The 19,674-nt window shown below is 62.6% G+C and carries 5 protein-coding genes and 4 pseudogenes; 3 read left to right on the forward strand and 6 right to left on the reverse strand.

Annotated features, from left to right (window positions below):
* Window positions 1-41 precede the first annotated feature (41 nt).
* The 4 genes and pseudogenes from AB5I78_RS16405 to AB5I78_RS16420 form a co-directional block, all read right to left on the reverse strand.
* Window positions 42-1,505 (reverse strand): annotated as a pseudogene (locus tag AB5I78_RS16405) (condensation domain-containing protein); the annotation flags it as partial.
* Window positions 1,482-3,191 (reverse strand): annotated as a pseudogene (locus AB5I78_RS16410) (amino acid adenylation domain-containing protein); the annotation flags it as partial. The pseudogenes AB5I78_RS16410 and AB5I78_RS16405, both read right to left, overlap by 24 nt.
* A gap of 33 nt (window positions 3,192-3,224) precedes the next feature.
* Window positions 3,225-4,625: pseudogene (locus tag AB5I78_RS16415) on the reverse strand (condensation domain-containing protein); the annotation flags it as partial.
* A 3-nt stretch (window positions 4,626-4,628) separates the two neighbouring features.
* The gene (locus AB5I78_RS16420) at window positions 4,629-15,584 is read right to left on the reverse strand and encodes an amino acid adenylation domain-containing protein (RefSeq protein WP_369303277.1); all 10,956 of its coding nucleotides are present in this window, start codon (window positions 15,582-15,584) and stop codon (window positions 4,629-4,631) included.
* Between the two features lie 208 nt (window positions 15,585-15,792).
* Here AB5I78_RS16420 and AB5I78_RS16425 point away from each other — a divergent pair, with 208 nt between their 5' ends.
* Both AB5I78_RS16425 and AB5I78_RS16430 read left to right on the forward strand, forming a co-directional pair.
* On the forward strand, window positions 15,793-16,044 hold the full coding sequence (locus tag AB5I78_RS16425; RefSeq protein WP_369303276.1) for a type II toxin-antitoxin system HicA family toxin: 252 nt from the start codon (window positions 15,793-15,795) through the stop codon (window positions 16,042-16,044).
* A complete protein-coding gene (locus tag AB5I78_RS16430; RefSeq protein WP_145165728.1) occupies window positions 16,041-16,406 on the forward strand; it encodes a type II toxin-antitoxin system HicB family antitoxin in 366 nt (121 codons plus the stop codon). The genes AB5I78_RS16425 and AB5I78_RS16430 overlap by 4 nt, the downstream gene beginning before the upstream one ends.
* Here the strand turns inward: AB5I78_RS16430 and AB5I78_RS16435 are convergent.
* Window positions 16,407-17,578 (reverse strand): annotated as a pseudogene (locus tag AB5I78_RS16435) (MFS transporter).
* A gap of 141 nt (window positions 17,579-17,719) precedes the next feature.
* On the opposite strand from AB5I78_RS16435, the gene AB5I78_RS16440 reads away from it, so the two are divergent.
* Window positions 17,720-18,295: a TetR/AcrR family transcriptional regulator gene (locus AB5I78_RS16440; RefSeq protein ID WP_145165730.1), complete on the forward strand. Its 576-nt coding sequence runs from the start codon at window positions 17,720-17,722 to the stop codon at window positions 18,293-18,295.
* Window positions 18,296-18,302: 7 nt separating this feature from the next.
* On the opposite strand, the gene AB5I78_RS16445 is transcribed toward AB5I78_RS16440, so the two are convergent.
* Entirely contained in the window at window positions 18,303-19,658 is a 1,356-nt protein-coding gene (locus tag AB5I78_RS16445) for an MATE family efflux transporter (protein WP_242198400.1), read from the reverse strand.
* Window positions 19,659-19,674: the final 16 nt, after the last annotated feature.

Consider the following 19,674-nt stretch of genomic DNA (forward strand, 5'->3'; position numbering starts at 1 on the left):
ATGTCTTCCACGGCATCGGCGGCCAACGGCAGCGATTCGAGTTGTTGCTGGTTCAGGCGCGCCAACGGGAAGTCGGAAGCGGTAACCCCGCTGTTGCCAGGTGTGCAGCAATGCTCCACCAGGTCGCTGAGTTCGCGGGTAAAGGCAGCGCCCAGGGCTTCGATGACGTGGGAGTCGAACATCAGCGGGCTGAACGTCCAGCTCACCTGCAGTTCACCGCCATACACTTGACCGTTGAGCGTCAACCAGTTGCCCAGCGGCGCGTCGGGGCTTTGTTCGGCACCGGTACTTTCCGTGGCGGGGGCGAACAAGGCGTCCGGCTGATCAAGGCTGGCGTCGAGCTGGCCGAGGTAGTTGAAGGTGATACGCGGCACCGGCAGCTTGCTCAACGCTTGGCGTGTAGCGTCATCGCCCAGGTAGCGCAGCGCGCCAAAACCCAAGCCTTTGTCGGGTACGGCGCGTAATTGCTCTTTGATCTGCTTGATCGAGCCGGCCAGGGTTGCGGTCGGCGTCAGCCGTACCGGGAACAGGCTGGTGAACCAGCCCAGGGTGCGGGTCAGGTCGATGTCGTCAAACAGGTCTTCACGGCCATGGCCTTCCAGCTGGATCAGGCTTGATGCCTGCCCGGTCCATTGGCAGATCACCCGCGCCAGGGCGGTCAACAGCAGGTCGTTGATCTGAGTACGATAAGCCGTGGGCGCTTGTTGCAGCAGCTGCCGGGTGCGTTCGGCATCCAGCTGGCTGACCACCGTCTGCGCCAAACGACCGGGGCGCGCGGCGTGCGGGTCGCGGCATGGCAAGTCGGTGTCTATGCCTTGAAGCTGTTGCAGCCAGAATTGCTTCTCGCGTGTCATCGCTTCACTGCGTGCATGGGCCTGCAAGCGTTCAGCCCACGCTTTGAACGATGAGGTCTTCGCCGGCAGTGCGTGTTGGCGATACAGGCTCTGCAGGTCTTCGAGAAATACGCGCCAGGAAACCCCGTCCACCACCAGATGGTGCATGACCAGCAACAGACGCTGCGAACCGTCAGCCAAGTCGGCAAGTACCGCACGCAACAACTGACCTTGTTGCAGGTCGAGACTGCTCTGGGCGCGCTCGCAGAGGGCCAGCAGCTCGGCATCGTCTTGCACGGTCTCCTGCCACAGCAAGGTCGCCATTGGCGCGTCATGGCGAGCGGTCCAACGGTCGGCCTGCTGGCTGAAACTCAAGCGCAGCACATCATGATGCTGGACGAGCAATTGCAGGGCCACTTGCAACCGGTCTGCGTGCAGCGGTTGGCGTGGCCTCAGTAGCAAGGACTGATTCCAGTGATGCCGGTCCGGCAACGGCATCGCGAAAAATAGCTGTTGGAAAGGCAGCAGCGGCGTCTCGCCCTGCACCGGCCCCTGATCGATCACGCGGGCGGCCTGCAACTGCGCCACTCGCGCCAGGCTGCGTACGGTCTGATGCTGGAACAGCGCCTTGGCGGTGAAGTGAATACCGGCGGCGCGGGCGCGACTGACCACCTGGATCGAAATGATCGAGTCGCCACCGCGCTCGAAGAAGTTGTCGTTCAGGCCCACCTGCTCAATACCGAGCACGTCGGCCCAAATCGCAGCGATCCGTTGTTCCAGCGCGCTTTGCGGGGCTTCATAGTGCTGTGCGGCTTCGGGCTTGGGCAGGGCCTTGCGGTCCAGCTTGCCGTTGGGGCTCAACGGCATCTGCTCAACCGGGACCCACTGCGCCGGTACCATGTAATCCGGCAGATGCTGCGCGAGGTGGGCACCAAGCACTTCGCGCCAGCCCTCGGCAGCGGTGTGCAACACCACGTAGCCAACCAGGTATTTGCCATCCACCGCCACCACCGCAGCTTCGCGAACGTGCTCGTGTTCCAGCAGGCGCGCTTCGATTTCACCCAGCTCAATACGCAAACCGCGCAACTTGACCTGATGGTCGATCCGCCCGGCGTATTCGATCACACCGTCTTCGCGATAACGCGCCAGGTCGCCGGTGCGATACAAGCGCTCGCCAGTGACAAAAGGGTGAGCGATAAAACGCTCGGCAGTCAGCGCCGGGCGGCGGTGGTAACCCCGCGCTAGGCCGACGCCGCCCAGGTACAACTCACCGAGCACGCCAACCGGCACCGGTTCAAAATTGCTGTCGAGAATGTAGCAACCGAGGTTGGCAATCGGACGGCCGATCGGCACTGCGTCGCGGCCTTCCTCAATGCAGGTCCAATGGGTCACGTCGATGGCCGCTTCGGTCGGGCCGTACAGGTTGTAGAGCCCGGCTTGCGGCAGTTTGGCCAATACTTGTTGCTGCGCATCCACCGGCAACGCCTCGCCGCTGCACACAATACGTTGCAGGCTCTGGCACGTGGACACCGCCGGGTCTTGCAGGAACGCCTGCAACATCGACGGCACGAAGTGCAGTGTGGTGATTTTCTCCTGGTTGATCAGCTTGATCAGCTTGGCAGGGTCGCGATGATCACCCGGCGCGGCGACCACCAGGCGCGAACCGGTCATCAACGGCCAGAAGAACTCCCACACCGACACGTCGAAACTGAAGGGGGTCTTCTGCAGCACTGTGTCATCGCTGTCCAGACCATAGGCCTCCTGCATCCATTGCAGGCGGTTGAGCAACGCCGAGTGCCGGTTGCCGGCGCCTTTTGGCTGCCCAGTGGAACCTGAGGTGTAGATCACGTAGGCGAGGTTTTCACCGTCCAGCACGATCTCTGGGTTCGCCTCGCTGTAGCCTTCCAACCGCGACTCGTCCAGCACCAGCGTTTCCAGACCTTGTGGAACCGGCAGTTGGCCGAGCAGGTGCGCCTGTGTCAGCAGCAGTTTCACGCCGCTGTCTTGGAGCATATAGGCCAGGCGTTCACGCGGGTATTCTGGGTCCAGCGGTACATACGCCCCGCCGGCCTTGAGCACTGCCAGCAAACCGATGACCATCTCTATGGAGCGCTCGACGGCCAAGCCAACCAGCACGTCGGGGCCGACGCCCGCTTCCGTCAAGCGATGGGCCAGGCGGTTGGCTTGGCGGTTCAGCTCGGCATAACTTAAGGCCGTATCGCCAAAGCACACAGCAAGGGCCTGCGGTTGCACCAGCACCCGTGTTTCGAACAGTTGATGCACCCACTGCCCTTGCGGGTAGTCGCGCTCGGTGGCATTGCATTGATAAACGAGCCGTTGGCGCTCTTCAGCGCACATGATCGCCAGGTCCTGCAACGGCGATGCAGGGTTGGCCACCGCCGCCTGCAACAGGCCCAACCATTGCCCCAGCATGCGCGACGCGGTGGCAGCACCGAACAGGTCGGTGGCATAGGTCAGGGATGCCCAGATACCGTCGTCGGTTTCCTGAGTATCCAGGCTCAAATCGAACTGAGCGCTTTGGGTGTCCCACTCCAGATTGGCCACCACCAGCCCCGGCAATTGCTGTTGCGTTTTTTGCGCGCTCGCCTGGTGGTTGAACATCACTTGGAACAACGGGTTATGGCTCAGGCTGCGCTCCGGTTGCAGCGCTTCCACCAGTTGCTCGAACGGCAAATCCTGATGGGCCTGAGCTTCCAGCGCACGGCGCTTGGTGTGCTGGAGCAACTGCACAAAGGTCATCTGCCCGTCGAGGTCGGACTTGAGCACTTGGGTGTTGACAAAGAAACCGATCAGCGACTCGGTTTCGACCCGGTTACGGTTGGCAATCGGCACGCCGACCCGAATGTCCTGCTGGCCGCTGTAGCGGTACAAAAATGTCTGGAACGAAGCCAGCAAAAGCATGAACAGCGTGACACCTTCACGCTGGGCCAAGGCCTTCAAGCCCGCCACCAGCGCCGGCTCCAACGCAATATCCTGACGGGCGCCAAGGAAACTCTGCTGCGCCGGACGTGGCTGATCGAACGGCAATTCCAGCACCGGTTGCGTACCACCGAGCAGCTCACGCCAGTAGCCCAACTGACGCGCCTTCTCCCCGGCTTCCATCCAACTGCGCTGCCACAGCGCGTAGTCGGCGTACTGAATCGGCAGCGGCGCCAGCGTGCAATCCTGACCCTGGCTGTAGGCGGCATAAAGCTGCATCAATTCCTGCACCATCACGGCCATCGACCAGCCGTCGGAGACGATATGGTGCTGCACCAGCACCAGCACGTGCTCATCCGCACTCAGTGCCAGCAGGCTGACCCGCAGCAGCGGGCCTCGCTGCAAATCAAAGGGGCGCGCAATCTCCTCTTCCACGCGTGCTTTGAGGTGTGCTTCGTCGACGGTGCTTTCGGCGATTTCAATCACCGCGTGCTCCAGCACTTGCTGCGTACGCTGCTCGTCGTCCAGATGCAGACGGGTGCGCAGGCTTTCATGACGCGCCACCAGGGTGTCGAAACTGCGTTGCAGGGCCGGCTTATCCAGGTGCCCTTTTAAGCGCAAGGCGCCTGGCACGTGATACGCCGCGCTGTGTGGGTCCAGTTGCCAGAGGAACCACTGCCGCTCTTGGGCGTATGACAGCGGCAAGGGTTGCCCGGCGTCGCGAATCGAGGCAATCGGCAATTGAGCGAAACTCATGCCCCGGCTTTGCAGGCGCTGGTAAAACTGCTGGCGCTGTTCCAGAGGCAGGCGAAGAAAACGCGACACCAGGTCGATATTAGGGTTGGAAAGCATGGTTCAAATCGCCTCTAGTTCGCTCAAAAAGTCACGAAGATCATCAAAGTCTTCCGCCGTGCCGGCGCAGAAGGTGGCAGCCGCCTGGGCATAGGCGCGCAACGATTCGGTCTGGAACACTTCCACCAGCGGCACCTCCAGGCCCAGTTCGGCCTGGACCCGTGAAGTGATCTGGATCGCCAGCAGGGAATGGCCGCCGACTTCGAAGAAGTTGTCGTTCAAGCCCACGTGCGGCAGACGCAACACTTGGGCCCAGATCGCGGCGATCTGCTGCTCCAGTTCGGTTTCGGGGGCCACATACTGTTGCTGCATCTGGCTCGCATCCGGTTCGGGCAAGCCCTTGCGGTCAAGCTTGCCGTTGGGGGTCAGCGGCATCTGCGCCAGGAACATGAAATGCGCGGGCACCATGTAGTCCGGCAAACGGGTTTTCAGGGCACGGCGCAGGCTGTCGCGGAACTCGGCTGCGTTCGCCAGGCTTGCATCGGCCGGCACGACATACGCCACCAGCTGTTTGCCGGTCGGGCCGTCCTGGGCCACAACCACGGTTTCACCGACGCTGTCCTGTTCGCGCAGACGTGCTTCGATTTCGCCCAGCTCGATACGGAACCCACGGATTTTTACCTGATGGTCGACGCGGCCGAGGTAATCCACCACACCATCAGGGCGACCACGGGTGAGGTCGCCGCTGCGATACACACGGCTGCCAGGTTTGCCGAACGGGTCCGGCACGAAGCGCTCGGCAGTCAGTGCCGGACGCTCCAAATAACCGCGAGCCACGCCCTCCCCGCCCAGGTACAACTCACCTGCCACGCCGATTGGTTGCAGGTTCAGTTGCGAATCCAGCACATAGCCGCTGCGGTTGCCCAGCAGTGTGCCAATCGGTGCGTAGACGGCGCCGCAGGGGTCGCCACGATGGGCTTTCCACAGCAGCGGCGTGACCACGGTTTCCGTCGGGCCGTAGCCGTTGAACAGGTAGGTCGGTTTCAGCGCACGCCACGCCAGGTCGTAGCTGGCCTGCGCCACTGCGTCACCGCCGAAGCAGTAAACACGCACTGGCGGTGGGTTACCGTCGCGCTCGGCATGTTCAGCCAGCTGTTGCAGGTACACCGGCGGGAACACGGCCATGGTCACGTTATGGCGGTGCATTTGTGCGTAGGTGTATTCCGGCAGCCACAGGCTATCGTCGCGGATCAGCACACTGGCGCCATTGATCAGCGGGTGCATCCAGCCTTCGTGGGCGCCGTCGAACGCGAAGGACATGAAATGCAGTTCGCAATCGGCGGGGGACGTTTCATAGCGTTCGCCGGTGGCGATGATATGCGCCACCAACGGTCCGTGGGAAACGGCAACGCCCTTGGGCATGCCGGTGGAGCCTGAGGTGTAGATCACGTACGCAAGATTGTCGCCGTCCAACGGCACATCGGGCGCGGTATCACTGTAATCACACCACAATTCGGTGCGGTCAATCGCCAGGCTGTCCAGGCCTTGCGGTATCGGTAATTGCTGCAAGGCACTGGTGTGCGTCAGCAACAACTTCGCGCGGCTGTCTTGCATCATGTACAGCAGCCGATCACGTGGGTATTCGATATCCAGCGGTACATACACACCACCGGCTTTCATGACCGCGAGGAACGCGACCATGATCTCGGCACTGCGCGGCATGGCAATCGCCACGCGCACTTCCGGGCCGACACCACGGGCGATCAGCGCATGCGCCAGGCGGTTGGCTTGGCGGTCCAATTCCCCATAGGACAAGGTCTGCGCGTCGAACTTGACCGCCACTGCATGCGGGTTTCCCCGCGCGTGATCAGCGAACAACTCATGCACCAGACGCTCGGCCGAGAAGCCTGCGTCGGTCTGATCCCACAGGTTCAGAATGTGTTGCTGCTCGTCGCTGTCCAACAGGTTCAATTGGCCAATGTTCTGCTGCACATCGGCAACCATCGCCTGCAACAGGTTTTGCCAGTGACGCGCCATGCGCTCAATGGTGCTGGCATCAAATAGATCGGTGGCGTAACTCAACGATGCGCCCAGTTGGTCCTTCGACTCCTCGATGTCCAGGGTCAGGTCAAATTGTGCAACGGCTTCGTCCCAGCTCACCGGGCTCATTCGCAACTCGCCCAGGCGCTGCAAGTACTGGCCTGACAGGCTGATATGGTGGTTGAACGCGACCTGGAACAACGGGCTCAAACTGAGGCTGCGCTCGGGGTGCAGCGCTTCAACCAGCTGTTCGAAAGGCAAGTCCTGATGGGCCTGAGCCTGGAGGGCACGCTGTTTGACCTGAGCGAGCAATTGGCTGACGGTGGTGTGCCCGTCGATCTCGGCCTTGAGCACCTGGGTGTTGACGAAGAAACCGATAAGACGCTCGGTCTCGACTCGATGACGGTTGGCAATCGGCACGCCGACGCGGATGTCTTGCTGGCCACTGTAGCGGTGCAGCAAGACCTGGTAAGACGCCAACAACAGCATGAACAAGGTCACGCCCTCACGCTGCGCCAGCCCCTTGAGCTCATCAAGCAACGGTGCCGGCAATGCAATACTCAGGCGCGCACCGCAATGCGTCGGCACCGCTGGGCGCTGATGATCGAACGGCAATTCAAGCACCGGCTGCTCGCCGCCGAGCACGTCACGCCAGTAGTCGAGCTGTCGGTTTTTCTCACCGGCGTCCATCCAATCGCGCTGCCACTGGGCATAGTCGGCGTATTGAATCGGCAGGGCCGGCAGCTGCGGCAGTTGGCCCTGACTGTAAGCGGCGTAGAGTTGGACCAACTCGTCGACCATCACTTGCATCGACCAACCGTCGGAGATGATGTGGTGCTGTACCAGCACCAACACGTGTTCATCCTCAGCCAGACGCAGCAGGCTGACACGCATCAACGGGCCCCTGCGCAAGTCGAATGGTTGGGTGATCCGCGCTTCCACCTGGGCTTTAAGGCCCGCCTCGTCCGTATCGGCCAAGGTCAGCTCGACCCGCGCCTGCGGGCTGATCACTTGCACGGTACGCTCGCCATCCTGGTGCAGGTGAGTGCGCAGGCTTTCGTGACGCGCCACCAACGTATCGAAGGCGCGCTGCAATGCCGCTTTGTTCAGGTGACCCTTGAGGCGTAATGCGGTGGGCACGTGGTAGGCGGCGCTCTCAGGGTCCAGTTGCCAGAGGAACCACTGGCGCTCCTGGGCGTAAGACAATGCCAAGGGCTGATCACGCTCTACGGCAGTCAGCGGCAGCGCCGTGTGCCCCTGCACGCCCACGCAAGCGGTGGCAAACCCTTGCAGCGTCGGCTGCTCAAACAGTGCGCGCAGCGGCACTTCCAGTTTCAACTCATGACGCACGCGGGAAATCACCTGGGTGGCCAACAATGAATGGCCGCCGAGCTCGAAGAAGTGATCCGTGAGGCCGACCTGCTCGACCTGCAACACCGCTTGCCAGATCGCCGCCAATTGCACTTGTAGCGGGCTTTGCGGAGCCACATACGCCTGTTGACGCAGGTTCAGGTCAGGCGTCGGCAGTGCACGGCGGTCAAGCTTGCCGTTGTTGTTCAGTGGCAGAGCGTCAAGTACCAGCCAATGCCCCGGCACCATGTAATCGGGCAGAGACTGGCGCAAGGTGGCCGCCAAGTCCTGAGCGTCCAGGGTGTGACCATGAGCGGGCACCACATAGGCGACCAGTTGCATGCCAACCGCACTCGGCTGGGCGATCACCGCGGCTTCACGCACCTGCGGCAAAGCTTGCAGGCCGGCCTCGATTTCGCCCATTTCGATGCGGTAGCCACGAATTTTTACCTGATGGTCGATACGCCCGACGTACTCCAACGCACCGGCTTCGTTGTAACGCGCCAGGTCGCCACTGCGGTAGAGGCGTGCACCGGGCACAGCAGAAAACGGGTCCGGCAGGAAGCGTTCGGCGGTCAAGGCCGGGCGGTCGAAGTAGCGCTGGGCCAGGCCCGCTTCGGCGCCGATGCACAGTTCGCCGACGCCGTCGGTGCCGAGCAGTTCGAAACCACTGTCGAGCACATACAACGAACGGCCTGCGATGGCGCGGCCAATCGGCACGCCGAACGCATCACTGGCATCCGCCAGTTGGCAATCGTGCACGCTGGACACCACCGTCGCCTCGGTCGGCCCGTAGGTGTTGACCAGGCGCACGGCGCCCAGCCCCGCCGCATGCCAGGCACGGATGCCTTCCACCGACATAGCTTCACCGCCCACGTGCACCTGGCGCAGGTTGCCCAAGGTGCGGCGGTCGACGGCGCACTCCTTGGCCAGCAAATACCAGTAAGCGGCCGGCAAGTCGGCCAGGGTCACGCCCTGTTCGACGATCTCGCGCGCCAGTTGGCCGGCGTCCCACAGCTCGTCGCCACGCATAATCAAGGCGGCGCCCACGCACAGCGGCGGGTAGCACTGCTCGACAAAGCCGTCGAAGCTGAAGGTCGCAAATTGCAGTACGCGGTCTTGCGCACTGAGCCGGCTGTAGGCCTCTGCGCTGTCGCAGAACTGGCCGAGCGCGGCATGATCGATGGCCACGCCTTTGGGCAGGCCGGTGGAACCGGAGGTGTAGATCACGTACGCCAGGTCGGCCGCCGCCGCCGTGTTGGGCGGATTGGTCGCCGGGTAGCCGTCCAGTTCTTCACCAGACGTACTGAAATCCACACGGACCAAACCTTGCGGCAGCGGCAGATCCGCGAGCAACCCGGTTTCGCTGAGCAGCACGTTCAAACGACTGTCTGCCAGCATGTAGGCCAAACGTTCGGCCGGGTATTTCGGGTCCAGCGGCACATAGGCAGCACCGCTTTTGAGCACCGCCAGCAGGCTGACGATCATCTGCGGACCACGCCGACTGGCCAGGCCTACACGCTGGCCCGGCCCCATGCCGAGCGCCAACAGATGATGGGCCAAGCGGTTGGCACGCGCGTTGAGCTGGGCGTAGCTCAGCCGCTCACTGCCCGCCTGAACCGCCAGCGCGTCAGGTGTGGCGTGGGCCTGGGCAGCGATGCGCTCATGCACGCGCTGAGGACGCTGGGCGGCACCGGCAGACTGGCTGAGCGCGAATACCTCGTGCTGCGCGGCGGCGTCAAGCAGTTGCAGGTTACCCAGCGGCACACCGGCGTCCGCCATCATTTGCGCCAACAGGTAACGCACGTTGGCGCCCAGCCGCTTCACCTGCTGCTCGCTGAAATGGGCGCGGTCATAGCTGAAGTCCAGGCGCAGGCCGGCACCGAGTTCGACGCCCAGGGTCAGCGGGTAGTTGGTGCGTTCATGGTTGTGCATGCGGCCGAAGGTCAGGCCTGCGGGCGCACCTTGCTTCAATGCTTCGGCCACCGGGAAGTTTTCGAACACCAGCAAGGTGTCGAACAACGCCGCACCTTGCTGGCCGGCCCACGCCTGGATGTCGTACAGCGGCACGTGTTCATGGTCACGCAAGCTGAGGTTCAAGGCTTGCAGCTCGCTGAGCCAGGCGCCGGCCGATTGGGCGGGCGACGCGGCACTGATCAACGGCAAGGTGTTGATGAACAAGCCCAACTGCTGCTCAATCCCCGGCAGCGGCGCTGAACGCCCGGCGACGGTCGCGCCGAACACCACGCAAGCCTGGCCGCTGTAGCGTTGCAGCAACAGGCTCCAGGCGCCTTGCAGCACAGTATTGAGCGTGACTTTTTGTTGGCGGGCAAATTCGCCGAGGGCCTGGGTAAAGTTGTTGTCCAGCAGCACTTGATGGTCAGCCATGCCCACGCCGCCGACCGGCGCACGCAGTGCCTGCGCCAGCAAGGTTGGCGCTTGCAACGGCGCCAGGGCATTTTTCCAGAAGCCCTCGCCCGACGGTTGCTGTTGCAGCCAGCCCAGGTAATCGCGGAACTGCCCCAGCGGCGCCGGCACGGCCTGGCCTGCGTAATGGGCAAGCACTTCGCCGAGCAACTGCGCGTTACTCCAGCCATCCATCAGGATGTGGTGGCTGGTGAAGATTAAGTGCCAGGCCGAACCGGTGCTGCGCACCAGCATCAGGCGAAACAGCGGTGCGGCATTGAGTTCAAAGCCGCGTGAGCGCTCGGCATCGGCCAGCGCATCGAGGTCGGCATTCACGTCTTCGATCACCTGCAACTGCACGTCGACCTGACGCCTGATTACCTGATGGGCGCTGTCCAGGCCCAGCCAGTGGAAGCTGCTGCGCAAGATATCGTGGCGGTCCAGTGCCGCTTGCCAGGCGCGGCCGAAAATCAGCAGGTCAAGGCCTTCAATGTCAAGGCGCAGCTGGTTGATATAGGCCTGGCCCTGGGGCGCGTACAGGGTGTGGAACAGCATGCCCTGCTGCATCGGCGACAGCGGGTAGAGATCGGCGATGTCCGGCCCGGCCACGGGCAGTGCATCCAACTGCTGCTGCGTAATACGCGCCAGCGGGAAGTCCGAAGGCGTGACCTGCCCGGCAGGCGTTGCACAGCAATGCTCGATCAACGCCTTGAGTTCCGTAGCGTAGTCATCCGCCAGGCGCTGAATGGTCGCAGCGTTGAACATCTCGCGACTGAAGCCCCATTGCAGCGACAACTCACCGCCATACACCTGCCCTTCCACCGTCAACCAGTTGGCCAACGGTGCTTGGGGGTCCTGCGCCTGGCCGCTGCCTTCGCTGGCCGGGACGAAAAGCGCTGCCTCGTTGAACTGGCGGTCGAACTGCCCCAGGTAGTTGAAGGTGATACGCGGCGCAGCCAAATCGGCCAGGGCTTCACGCGATTGCGGTTGGCCCAGATAGCGCAGCAGGCCGTAGCCCAAGCCCTTTTCCGGAACCGCGCGCAGTTGCTCCTTGATCGACTTGATTGCATCCGACAGTTCGCCTGCGGCCTGCAAACGCACCGGAAACAGGCTGGTGAACCAGCCGACCGTGCGGCTCAGATCGAGGCTGTCGAACAGGTCTTCGCGACCATGGCCCTCCAGCTGGATCAGTGCGGCGGCCTGGCCGCTCCAGCGGCTGATCACGCGCGTCAGCGCCGTCAGCAGCAGGTCGTTGACCTGGGTGCGATAAGCCGCTGGCGCGTCTTGCAGCAGTTGGCGGGTCAGCTCGGCATCGAGGCGGGTTTCGAGCTTCGTGCCCAGGCGGTTTTGCAGGCCGCCGTGGGGGTTGTCGCACGGCAGCTCGGCGTCGCTGGACTGCGCCAGCCAAAAAGGCAGCTGCTCATCCAGCGTATACGCGTGCGCCTGCAGCTGCTGCGCCCACTGTTGATAGCTGCTGGTTTTGGCGGGTAATGGGACCTGGCGGTAAGCCTGTTGCAGATCCTCAAGCAGCACGCGCCAGGACACGCCGTCGACCACCAGGTGATGGACCACCAGCAGCAGGCGCTGGGCGCCGTCAGCCAGGGTGACCAACGCTGCGCGCAGCATCGGGCCTTGTTCCAGGTTCAGGCTGCGCTGAGCTTCATCGCACAACGCGGCCAATTCAGCCTCAGTGCCGACGCTGGATTGCCACAGCACAGATTCAGCGGCCGGCGCGGCGTGGGCTTGCTGCCAGCCATCGGCCTGCCGGGTGAATCTCAAGCGCAGGGCGTCGTGGTGGTTGATCAACTGTGTGAGGGCGGCGTCCAACTGCGCAGGTTCCAGCGCCTCGCGCGGGGTCAGCAACAGTGATTGGTTCCAGTGGTGGCGCGCAGCAATTGCCTGGCTGAAAAACGCCTGTTGCACCGGGGTCAGAATCACCTCACCGGTGACCGGCCCCTGATCCATAACCACTGCCTGCTCAAAGCTCGCCACCAGCGCCAGGCTGCGCACGCTCTGATATTGGAACAAGTCCCGCGGGCTCAGGCGAATGCCTGCCTGACGGGCACGGCTGACCACCTGGATGGAGATGATCGAATCGCCGCCCAGCTCGAAAAAGTTGTCGTCCACACCCACGTGTGGAACGCCCAGTACATCACTCCAGATCGCCGCAAGGGCTTTTTGCAGGTCGCTCGAAGGCGCGATGAATGCCTGTTGCGGCGCAGCATCCGGCAGTGGCAAGGCTTTGCGATCGAGCTTGCCGTTGGCGGTGACCGGCAACTGGGTGAGCACGACGAAATGGGTCGGCACCATGTATTCCGGCAAGCTGCTGAGCAGCCAGGCCTTGAGGTCCGCTGGCTCCTCGCTGTCGAGCACCAGGTAGGCGACCAACTGCTTGCCACCCTGCACCAGCACCACCGCCTCGCGCACCGAAGGGTGTTGGAGCAGGCGCGTTTCGATTTCGCCCAGCTCAATGCGCAAGCCGCGCAATTTAACCTGGTGATCAAGACGGCCGAGGTATTCGATCACGCCGTCAGTGCGCTGACGCACGCGGTCGCCGGTGCGATAAAGGCGCTCGCCGTTGACGAACGGGCTCGGCACAAAGCGCTCGGCAGTCAGCGCCGGGCGCCGGTGATAACTGCGCGCCAGGCCGGTACCGCCCAGGTACAGCTCGCCGGACACACCGGCGGGCACCGGGTTGAGTTGAGCGTCGAGCACATAGGTGGCGAGGTTGGCGATGGGCCGCCCGATGGGCACGCTGTCGGCGCCTTCATCGATGCAGGTCCAGTGGGTCACGTCGATGGCCGCTTCAGTCGGGCCGTAGAGGTTGAACAACCCGGCTGCTGGCAGCTTGGCAAAGACCTGCCGTTGCGCATCCAGCGGCAAGGCTTCACCGCTGCACACGATGCGCTTGAGGCTGGTACAGGCTTGCACGCCCGGCTCATGGATAAACGCCTGCAACATCGACGGCACGAAGTGCAACGTGGTGATGGCGTGGCGGCCAATGGTTTCGATCAGCCGGGCCGGCTCGCGGTGTTCGCCGGGGGCCGCGACCACCAGGCGCGCGCCGGTCATCAGCGGCCAGAAAAACTCCCATACGGACACGTCAAAACTGAACGGGGTTTTCTGCAGCACAGCATCACTGGCCGTCAATTCGTAGGCTTGCTGCATCCAGCACAAGCGGTTGACCAAGGCGCGATGGCTGTTGCCTGCGCCCTTGGGCTTGCCGGTCGAGCCGGAGGTGTAAATCACGTAGGCCAGGTTGAGTGCGTGAACGCCGCTGTCGGGCGATGCACTGCTGTAGCCCGCCAGCCAACTGGCCGGCTGGTCGAGGGCAATCACCTGAATACCTTCGACAGGCAAGATGGCCAGCAGGCTTTGCTGGCTGAGCAGCAGCGTGATACCACTGTCTTCGATCATGTAGGCCAGGCGTTCCTGAGGATATTCCGGGTCCAGCGGCACGTAAGCGCCACCGGCCTTGAGGATCGCCAGCAGGCCCACGACCATTTCGACGGAGCGCTCGACGCACAGCCCCACCAGCACGTCCGGGCCCACGCCCTGCTCACGCAAAGCATGCGCCAGTTGGTTGGCGCGGGCATTGAGTTGGGCGTAGGTCAACGCGGTTTCGCCGAATACCAGCGCGGTTGCATCCGGCGTGCGCTGCACCTGGTCTTCGATCAGTTGATGGATGCCGCGCTCGGTTGGGTAGGCTTCGCCGGTCTGGTTCCACGCATGGGTCAGTACGTGCTGCTCATCGGCTGCCAGCATCGGCAATTCGCCAATGCGCTGTTCGCCGTCGGCCACCATGGCCTGTAACAGGCTGATCCAGTGTTGGGCCATGCGCGCAATGGAAGGCGCCTCGAACAAGTCATTGGCATAAGTCAGCGCAGCATGCAGGGTGCCGGACTTCTCATAGGTATCGAGGGTCAGGTCAAATTGGGTGGTGCGCCCTTGCCATTCCACCAGCGAAAGCTCAAGGCCTGAAGCGGTGCTGACATTGGCAATGTCGGCCACCACCGGCTGGTGGTTGTACATCACCTGAAACAGCGGCGTATGGCTCAGGCTGCGCTCGACCTTGAGGGCCTCCACCAGGCGCTCAAAGGGTAATTCCTGATGAGCCTGGGCGCCCAGCGCGTGTTCCTTGATGCCTTGCAGCAGTTCGCCAACGCGGGTTTGCCCGGTCAGTTCGGTGCGCAGGACTTGCGTGTTGACGAAAAAGCCGATCAGCCCTTCGACTTCGGTACGGTTGCGATTGGCGATCGGCACGCCGACGCGAATGTCTGCCTGCCCGGTGTAACGGTGCAGCAGCACATTGAAAGCACCCAGCAACAGCATGAACAGCGTGACGTTGTGCTTTTGCGCGCAGGTTCGCAGTTGCGCGGCCAGGCTTGGGTCAATCGCGAAATGATGGCGAGTGCCCTGATAACTCGGCATCGCTGGACGCGGGTGATCGGTTGGCAGTTCCAGCACCGGATGCTCGTCGCCCAGACGCGCCTGCCAGTACGCGAGCTGACGTGCCTGCTCCCCTGCTTCCAACCAGCGGCGCTGCCACAGAGCGTAGTCGCTGTACTGGATCGGCAGCGCCGGCAATTGCGGCGCCTCGTTGCGCTCATGGGCGTCGTAGCAGCGGATGAACTCGTCGATCAGCACGTTCATCGACCAGCCGTCGGAGACGATGTGGTGCAGGGTCAGCAGCAGCACATGCTCCTGCGCGTTGAGCTTGAGCAACTGCACGCGCAGCAAAGGGCCGTGTTCCAAATCGAACGGCAACAGCGATTGACGCGTCGCCGCGTCGTTGACGGCCTGCTCCTGCTCAACGGCGGCCATGGCGCTGAAGTCCAGGTGCTCGACGACAAGCGAGGGCTCTATCGAAACCTGGGTCAGGCGTTCATCGGCCTGGCGCTGGAAGACTGTGCGCAAGGTTTCATGCCGCGCCACCAGGCTGGCGAAGGCTTGCTCCAGCGCACGCAGGCTGAGCGCGCCCTTGAGCCGCACCGCGCCGGGCAGGTTGTAGGCGCCGCTGGCCGGGTCCAATTGCCACAGAAACCACATGCGCTGCTGCGCGTAGGAGAGCGCCTGGCGATCCTCTGCCTCCACACTCGCCGGAATCGGAAACCGGGAAAAATCCACGCCCTCTTTCTGCAAGGCCTGCAGGAATACTTGGCGTTTTTCCAGGGGCAACCCGATAAACCGGCGAGCAAGTTTCAAGGAGTCTTCAGCATTCATTTCTTGGAGTCCGGAGCAATAGGCAGGAAGCACAAAGGCACGTCGTCCCTATAAAACGAACCGGGCGGGGAAAAATTAGCGGGGATGAAGGGCGTGAGGCGCGGTGTCATCAAGGGTTACATCAATCTCAGCAAAGACACACAAAGCCGGGCTAGCATTGACGAACACCACTTTTTGCAACTACATTTAGTTACACGCAGGGAACGCCGTGTCCAAAAATGAAAAGCTGCTCGCCAAACTGCTCAACGAGCGCATGGCCTTTACCTGGCCAGAGCTCGAAACGCTACTCAAGCGTCTTGGCTACATACAGATTGAAGGGGCTGGAAGCCGCGTCAAATTCGACATCGGCGACCCCAGTGCAATGATCACCTTGCACAAGCCTCACCCCGGCAACGAACTGAAACACTACATTCGGCGCCAGATCATCGAACAATTGAAATCAGGAGAACTGATTCAGTGAACAACCAACTGAAACACAACGGCTACATCGGCTCTATCGAAGCCAGCCTCGAAGACAATTGCCTGTTTGGCAAAGTGCTGTTTATCAAGGCGCTGGTCAGCTATGAGGGCAAAACCGTCGCGGAGCTGGACGTGGCCTTTCGAGAGGCCGTGGAAGACTACCTCGCGACGTGCCACACCCTCGGGCAAACACCGGAGAAACCGTGCAAGGGTTCCTTCAACGTGCGGGTCGGCCATGACCTGCATCTGGCTGCAGCCCTGGCAGCTACCCGTAAGAAAGTGACGCTCAATGACCTGACGCGCCAGGCGCTGAATGAGTTTTTGCAACATCATTGCGCAGAACCTTCTCCGGCGATCGGCTGATCAGCCCAACCTTCGATAGCCCAGCAGCGCTGAGCCCAGCACCACCGCACCCGCCACCAGCGCCACCCAGAACCCGCTGGTGGCACCGAAATGGTCGATCATCCAACCCGAGCTGGCGGCACCAATGGCCACCCCGATACTCAGGCCGGTGATCAGCCAGGTCATGCCTTCGGTCAGGCGGCTGGGCGGGACGATCCGCTCCACCAGGGCCATGGACACGATCAGCGTCGGGGCAAAGAACAAGCCTGAGATGAAGATGGCCACGGCCAGCCGGGGATATTTGTCACCAGCAACAACGGCAAGGTGGTCAACGCCGTCGCCACGCCGCAGAACAGAAACTGGCGGGGCAACGGCGCCTTGAGCTTGAGCGTGCCGAACGCCAACCCCGCCAGGCACGAGCCAATGGCATACACCGAAAGCACGATGCTTGCCGCCGCCGGTTGGCCTTGATGCTGGGCGAATGCGACGCTGACCACGTCCACCACGCCGACAATCACGCCCATGGCCAGCAACAGGATCATCAGGATCAGTACCGACGGTGAGGCGATCAGCCAGCGGCCGTGATGGTCCTGATGTTCATGCACCGGCGGCTCAGTTGCGCGTTGCAGCACGAAGGTGGTCACCCCCACCGCCAACAGCAGCGCTGCCACCAACGGCCCGGCTTGCGGGAACAGCACCACACTCAGGCCCACCGAGATCGGCGGGCCGATAATGAAACAGACCTCGTCGAGCACCGACTCAAGGGCAAACGCGGTCTGCAACTTGGGCTGGCCGCGGTAAAACTCGGTCCAGCGCGCCCGCACCATGGCCGACATATTGGGCATGCAACCGGCCAGGCCGGCGAACACAAACAACGTCCAGCTTGGCGCCTGTAACCAGGTGCACAACAGCAACAGCAACAACGCCCCACCGCCAACCAGCGCCGCTATCGGCAGCACCCTGCCCTGGCTGTAGCGGTCCACTAACCGCGAAACCTGCGGCGCACAAAACGCCGTGGCCAAGGCAAACACCGCCGCCACCGCGCCCGCCAGGCCAAAGCCGCCATGCACTTGCGACAGCATGGTGATCAGGCCGATACCGGTCATCGATATCGGCATGCGCGCAAGCATGCCGGCCAGTACAAAAGCCCGGCTGCCAGGGGCGTGGAACAACTCGGCGTAGGGATTTGCCATCCTGCTTGACCTCTTCCTCAAGACCTTGAAGCTTGCTATCGGCAGGCATCAAGGCAAAATACATACGGTGCGTATGTGGCAAATCATGCGTAACATACGCGGCGTATGTCAAACCCTCAAACACCCTCGCGAGCCCACCCCATGAGCCGAGCCCGTGCCGAAATAATCGAAGAAACCCGCGCCCGCCTGATCGCCAGCGCCCGCCAAGCCTTCGCCACACAGGGCTATGCCAACACGTCGATGGACGACTTCACCGCGCGCGCCGGCCTGACCCGTGGTGCGTTGTACCACCACTTTGGTGACAAGAAAGGCCTGTTGGCCGCCGTGGTCGCCCAACTCGACAGCGAAATGGACGCGCGACTGCAGCACATCACCGATCAGGCCCAGGACCCGTGGGAAGGTTTTCGCGAACGCTGCCGAACGTATTTGCGCATGGCCCAGGACGACGAAATCCAACGCATCGTTTTGCAGGATGCGCCGGCCGTGCTCGGCGATACCGGGTCGCAGCATCACTGCGTCGCGTCGCTGTGCCAGCTGCTTGAGGGCTTGATGCAGGCCGGTGCCATCGAACAGGGCCCCAGCGTCGCGCTGGCGCAGTTGATCAATGGCAGCCTGGTCAACACCGCGCTGTGGATCGCCCGCGATGAACACCCGGGCGACCGTTTGGAGCAAGGCTTGCAGGGTCTGGAGTTATTGCTGCGCGGCTTGAAGCAATAAGCCCGCGCTACACCAGCCGCTTGATCTGCTTGTGCCGCCACACCAGCCGGTAATACGCAGTCTGCAGCGCCAGCATCGCCAGGTAGGTCACCGGAAACGCCATCCACACACCTTGCAGGCCGAAGTGCGCATTGAGCACATACGCCATCGGCAGCTCCACACACAGCACGCAGAAAATCGAAATGGCGACCGGCATCAGCACCACGCCGCTGGCGCGCATGATCCCGCCCACTACCGCCTGGAAGCCAAAGACCAAAACGCTCCAGAGCATAATGTGCAGCAGGTGCTCGGCATTAAGCCGCGCGGCGTCGTCGGTGATGAACAGCCCCAGCAGCCAGTGGGACAACAGGTAGCCGAGCACAATCAATCCACCGGTCAGGCAGGTGTTGATCAACAGGCCGGTGCGCAGGATCGGCCCGATTCGCTCCAGGCGCCCGGCGCCAATCGCCTGGGCGCCGAGGATCGAAGCGGTAATGGCAATCGACAGCGCCGGGAACTGCACATAATTGACGATCTGCGTCACCGCGCCATACGCCGCCGTGGCCTGGGAACCGTGGCTGTTGACCAGCGCAAGAATGACCAATTCGGACAGCGACAACACCACCATTTGCAAGCCGGTCGGCAAGCCGATGCGCAGCACTTTGCCGAGGATCGCCCGGTCCAGGCGCAAGGCAGCCAGCAATTCACGGTCCGGCGCCATCACATGGTTCTTGTGGCGCAGGCGCAGGATCAAAAACAGCATCGCCGAGGCATTACCGACCAGCCCCGCGTACACCGCGCTCTGGATGCCCATGGGCGGCAGGCCGATCCAGCCGCGAATCAGCGCCGGCGTCAGCAACAGGCCGATCAGGGTCGAGACCATCAGCGCCAGCAGCGGCGAGATCGTGTCACTGACGCCGCGCAGCAACTGGGTGTAGAGGATGAAGACCAACAGCAGCGGCATGATCAGCATCATCACCTGGGCATAACCCACGGCATCGTCGAGCACATCCATCGGGGTGCCCAGCGCCTGCAGGGCCGGGCGCGCGAACAGGCTGCCGAGCACCGCCGCGATCAGGCCTACCAGCGCGCCAAGGGTCAGCGTCGCACCGGTGATCACCTTCACCATGCCGGTTTCCTGCGCGCCCCAGGCCTGGCCGATCAGCACCGAAGCGCCCGCCCCCAGGCCGATCACCAGGGCAATAAAGAAAAACACGATGGGAAACATCCCCGACACCGCCGCCAGCGCCTGGGTGCCGAGCATTTGCCCGACATAGATGCCGTTGAGGGTGCCGGAAAAGCTTTGCAGAAAATTGGACAGCACCATCGGTGCCAAAAAAATCAGGTAGATCTGCCACAACGGCCGTTGCTGAGTGACTTCCATGGTCGTTCGAGTCCCG

Origin of the sequence: Pseudomonas sp. N2-3-1-14 (assembly GCF_041228395.1) — a bacterium.
Classification (GTDB): domain Bacteria; phylum Pseudomonadota; class Gammaproteobacteria; order Pseudomonadales; family Pseudomonadaceae; genus Aquipseudomonas.

Excerpts from the sequence above, each read along its gene's own strand:
- AB5I78_RS16445 (WP_242198400.1), bottom strand. The coding sequence starts at position 19,658 with ATGGAAGTCACTCAGCAACGGCCGTTGTGGCAGATCTACCTGATTTTT.
- AB5I78_RS16420 (WP_369303277.1), bottom strand. The coding sequence starts at position 15,584 with ATGAATGCTGAAGACTCCTTGAAACTTGCTCGCCGGTTTATCGGGTTG.
- AB5I78_RS16440 (WP_145165730.1), top strand. The coding sequence starts at position 17,720 with ATGAGCCGAGCCCGTGCCGAAATAATCGAAGAAACCCGCGCCCGCCTG.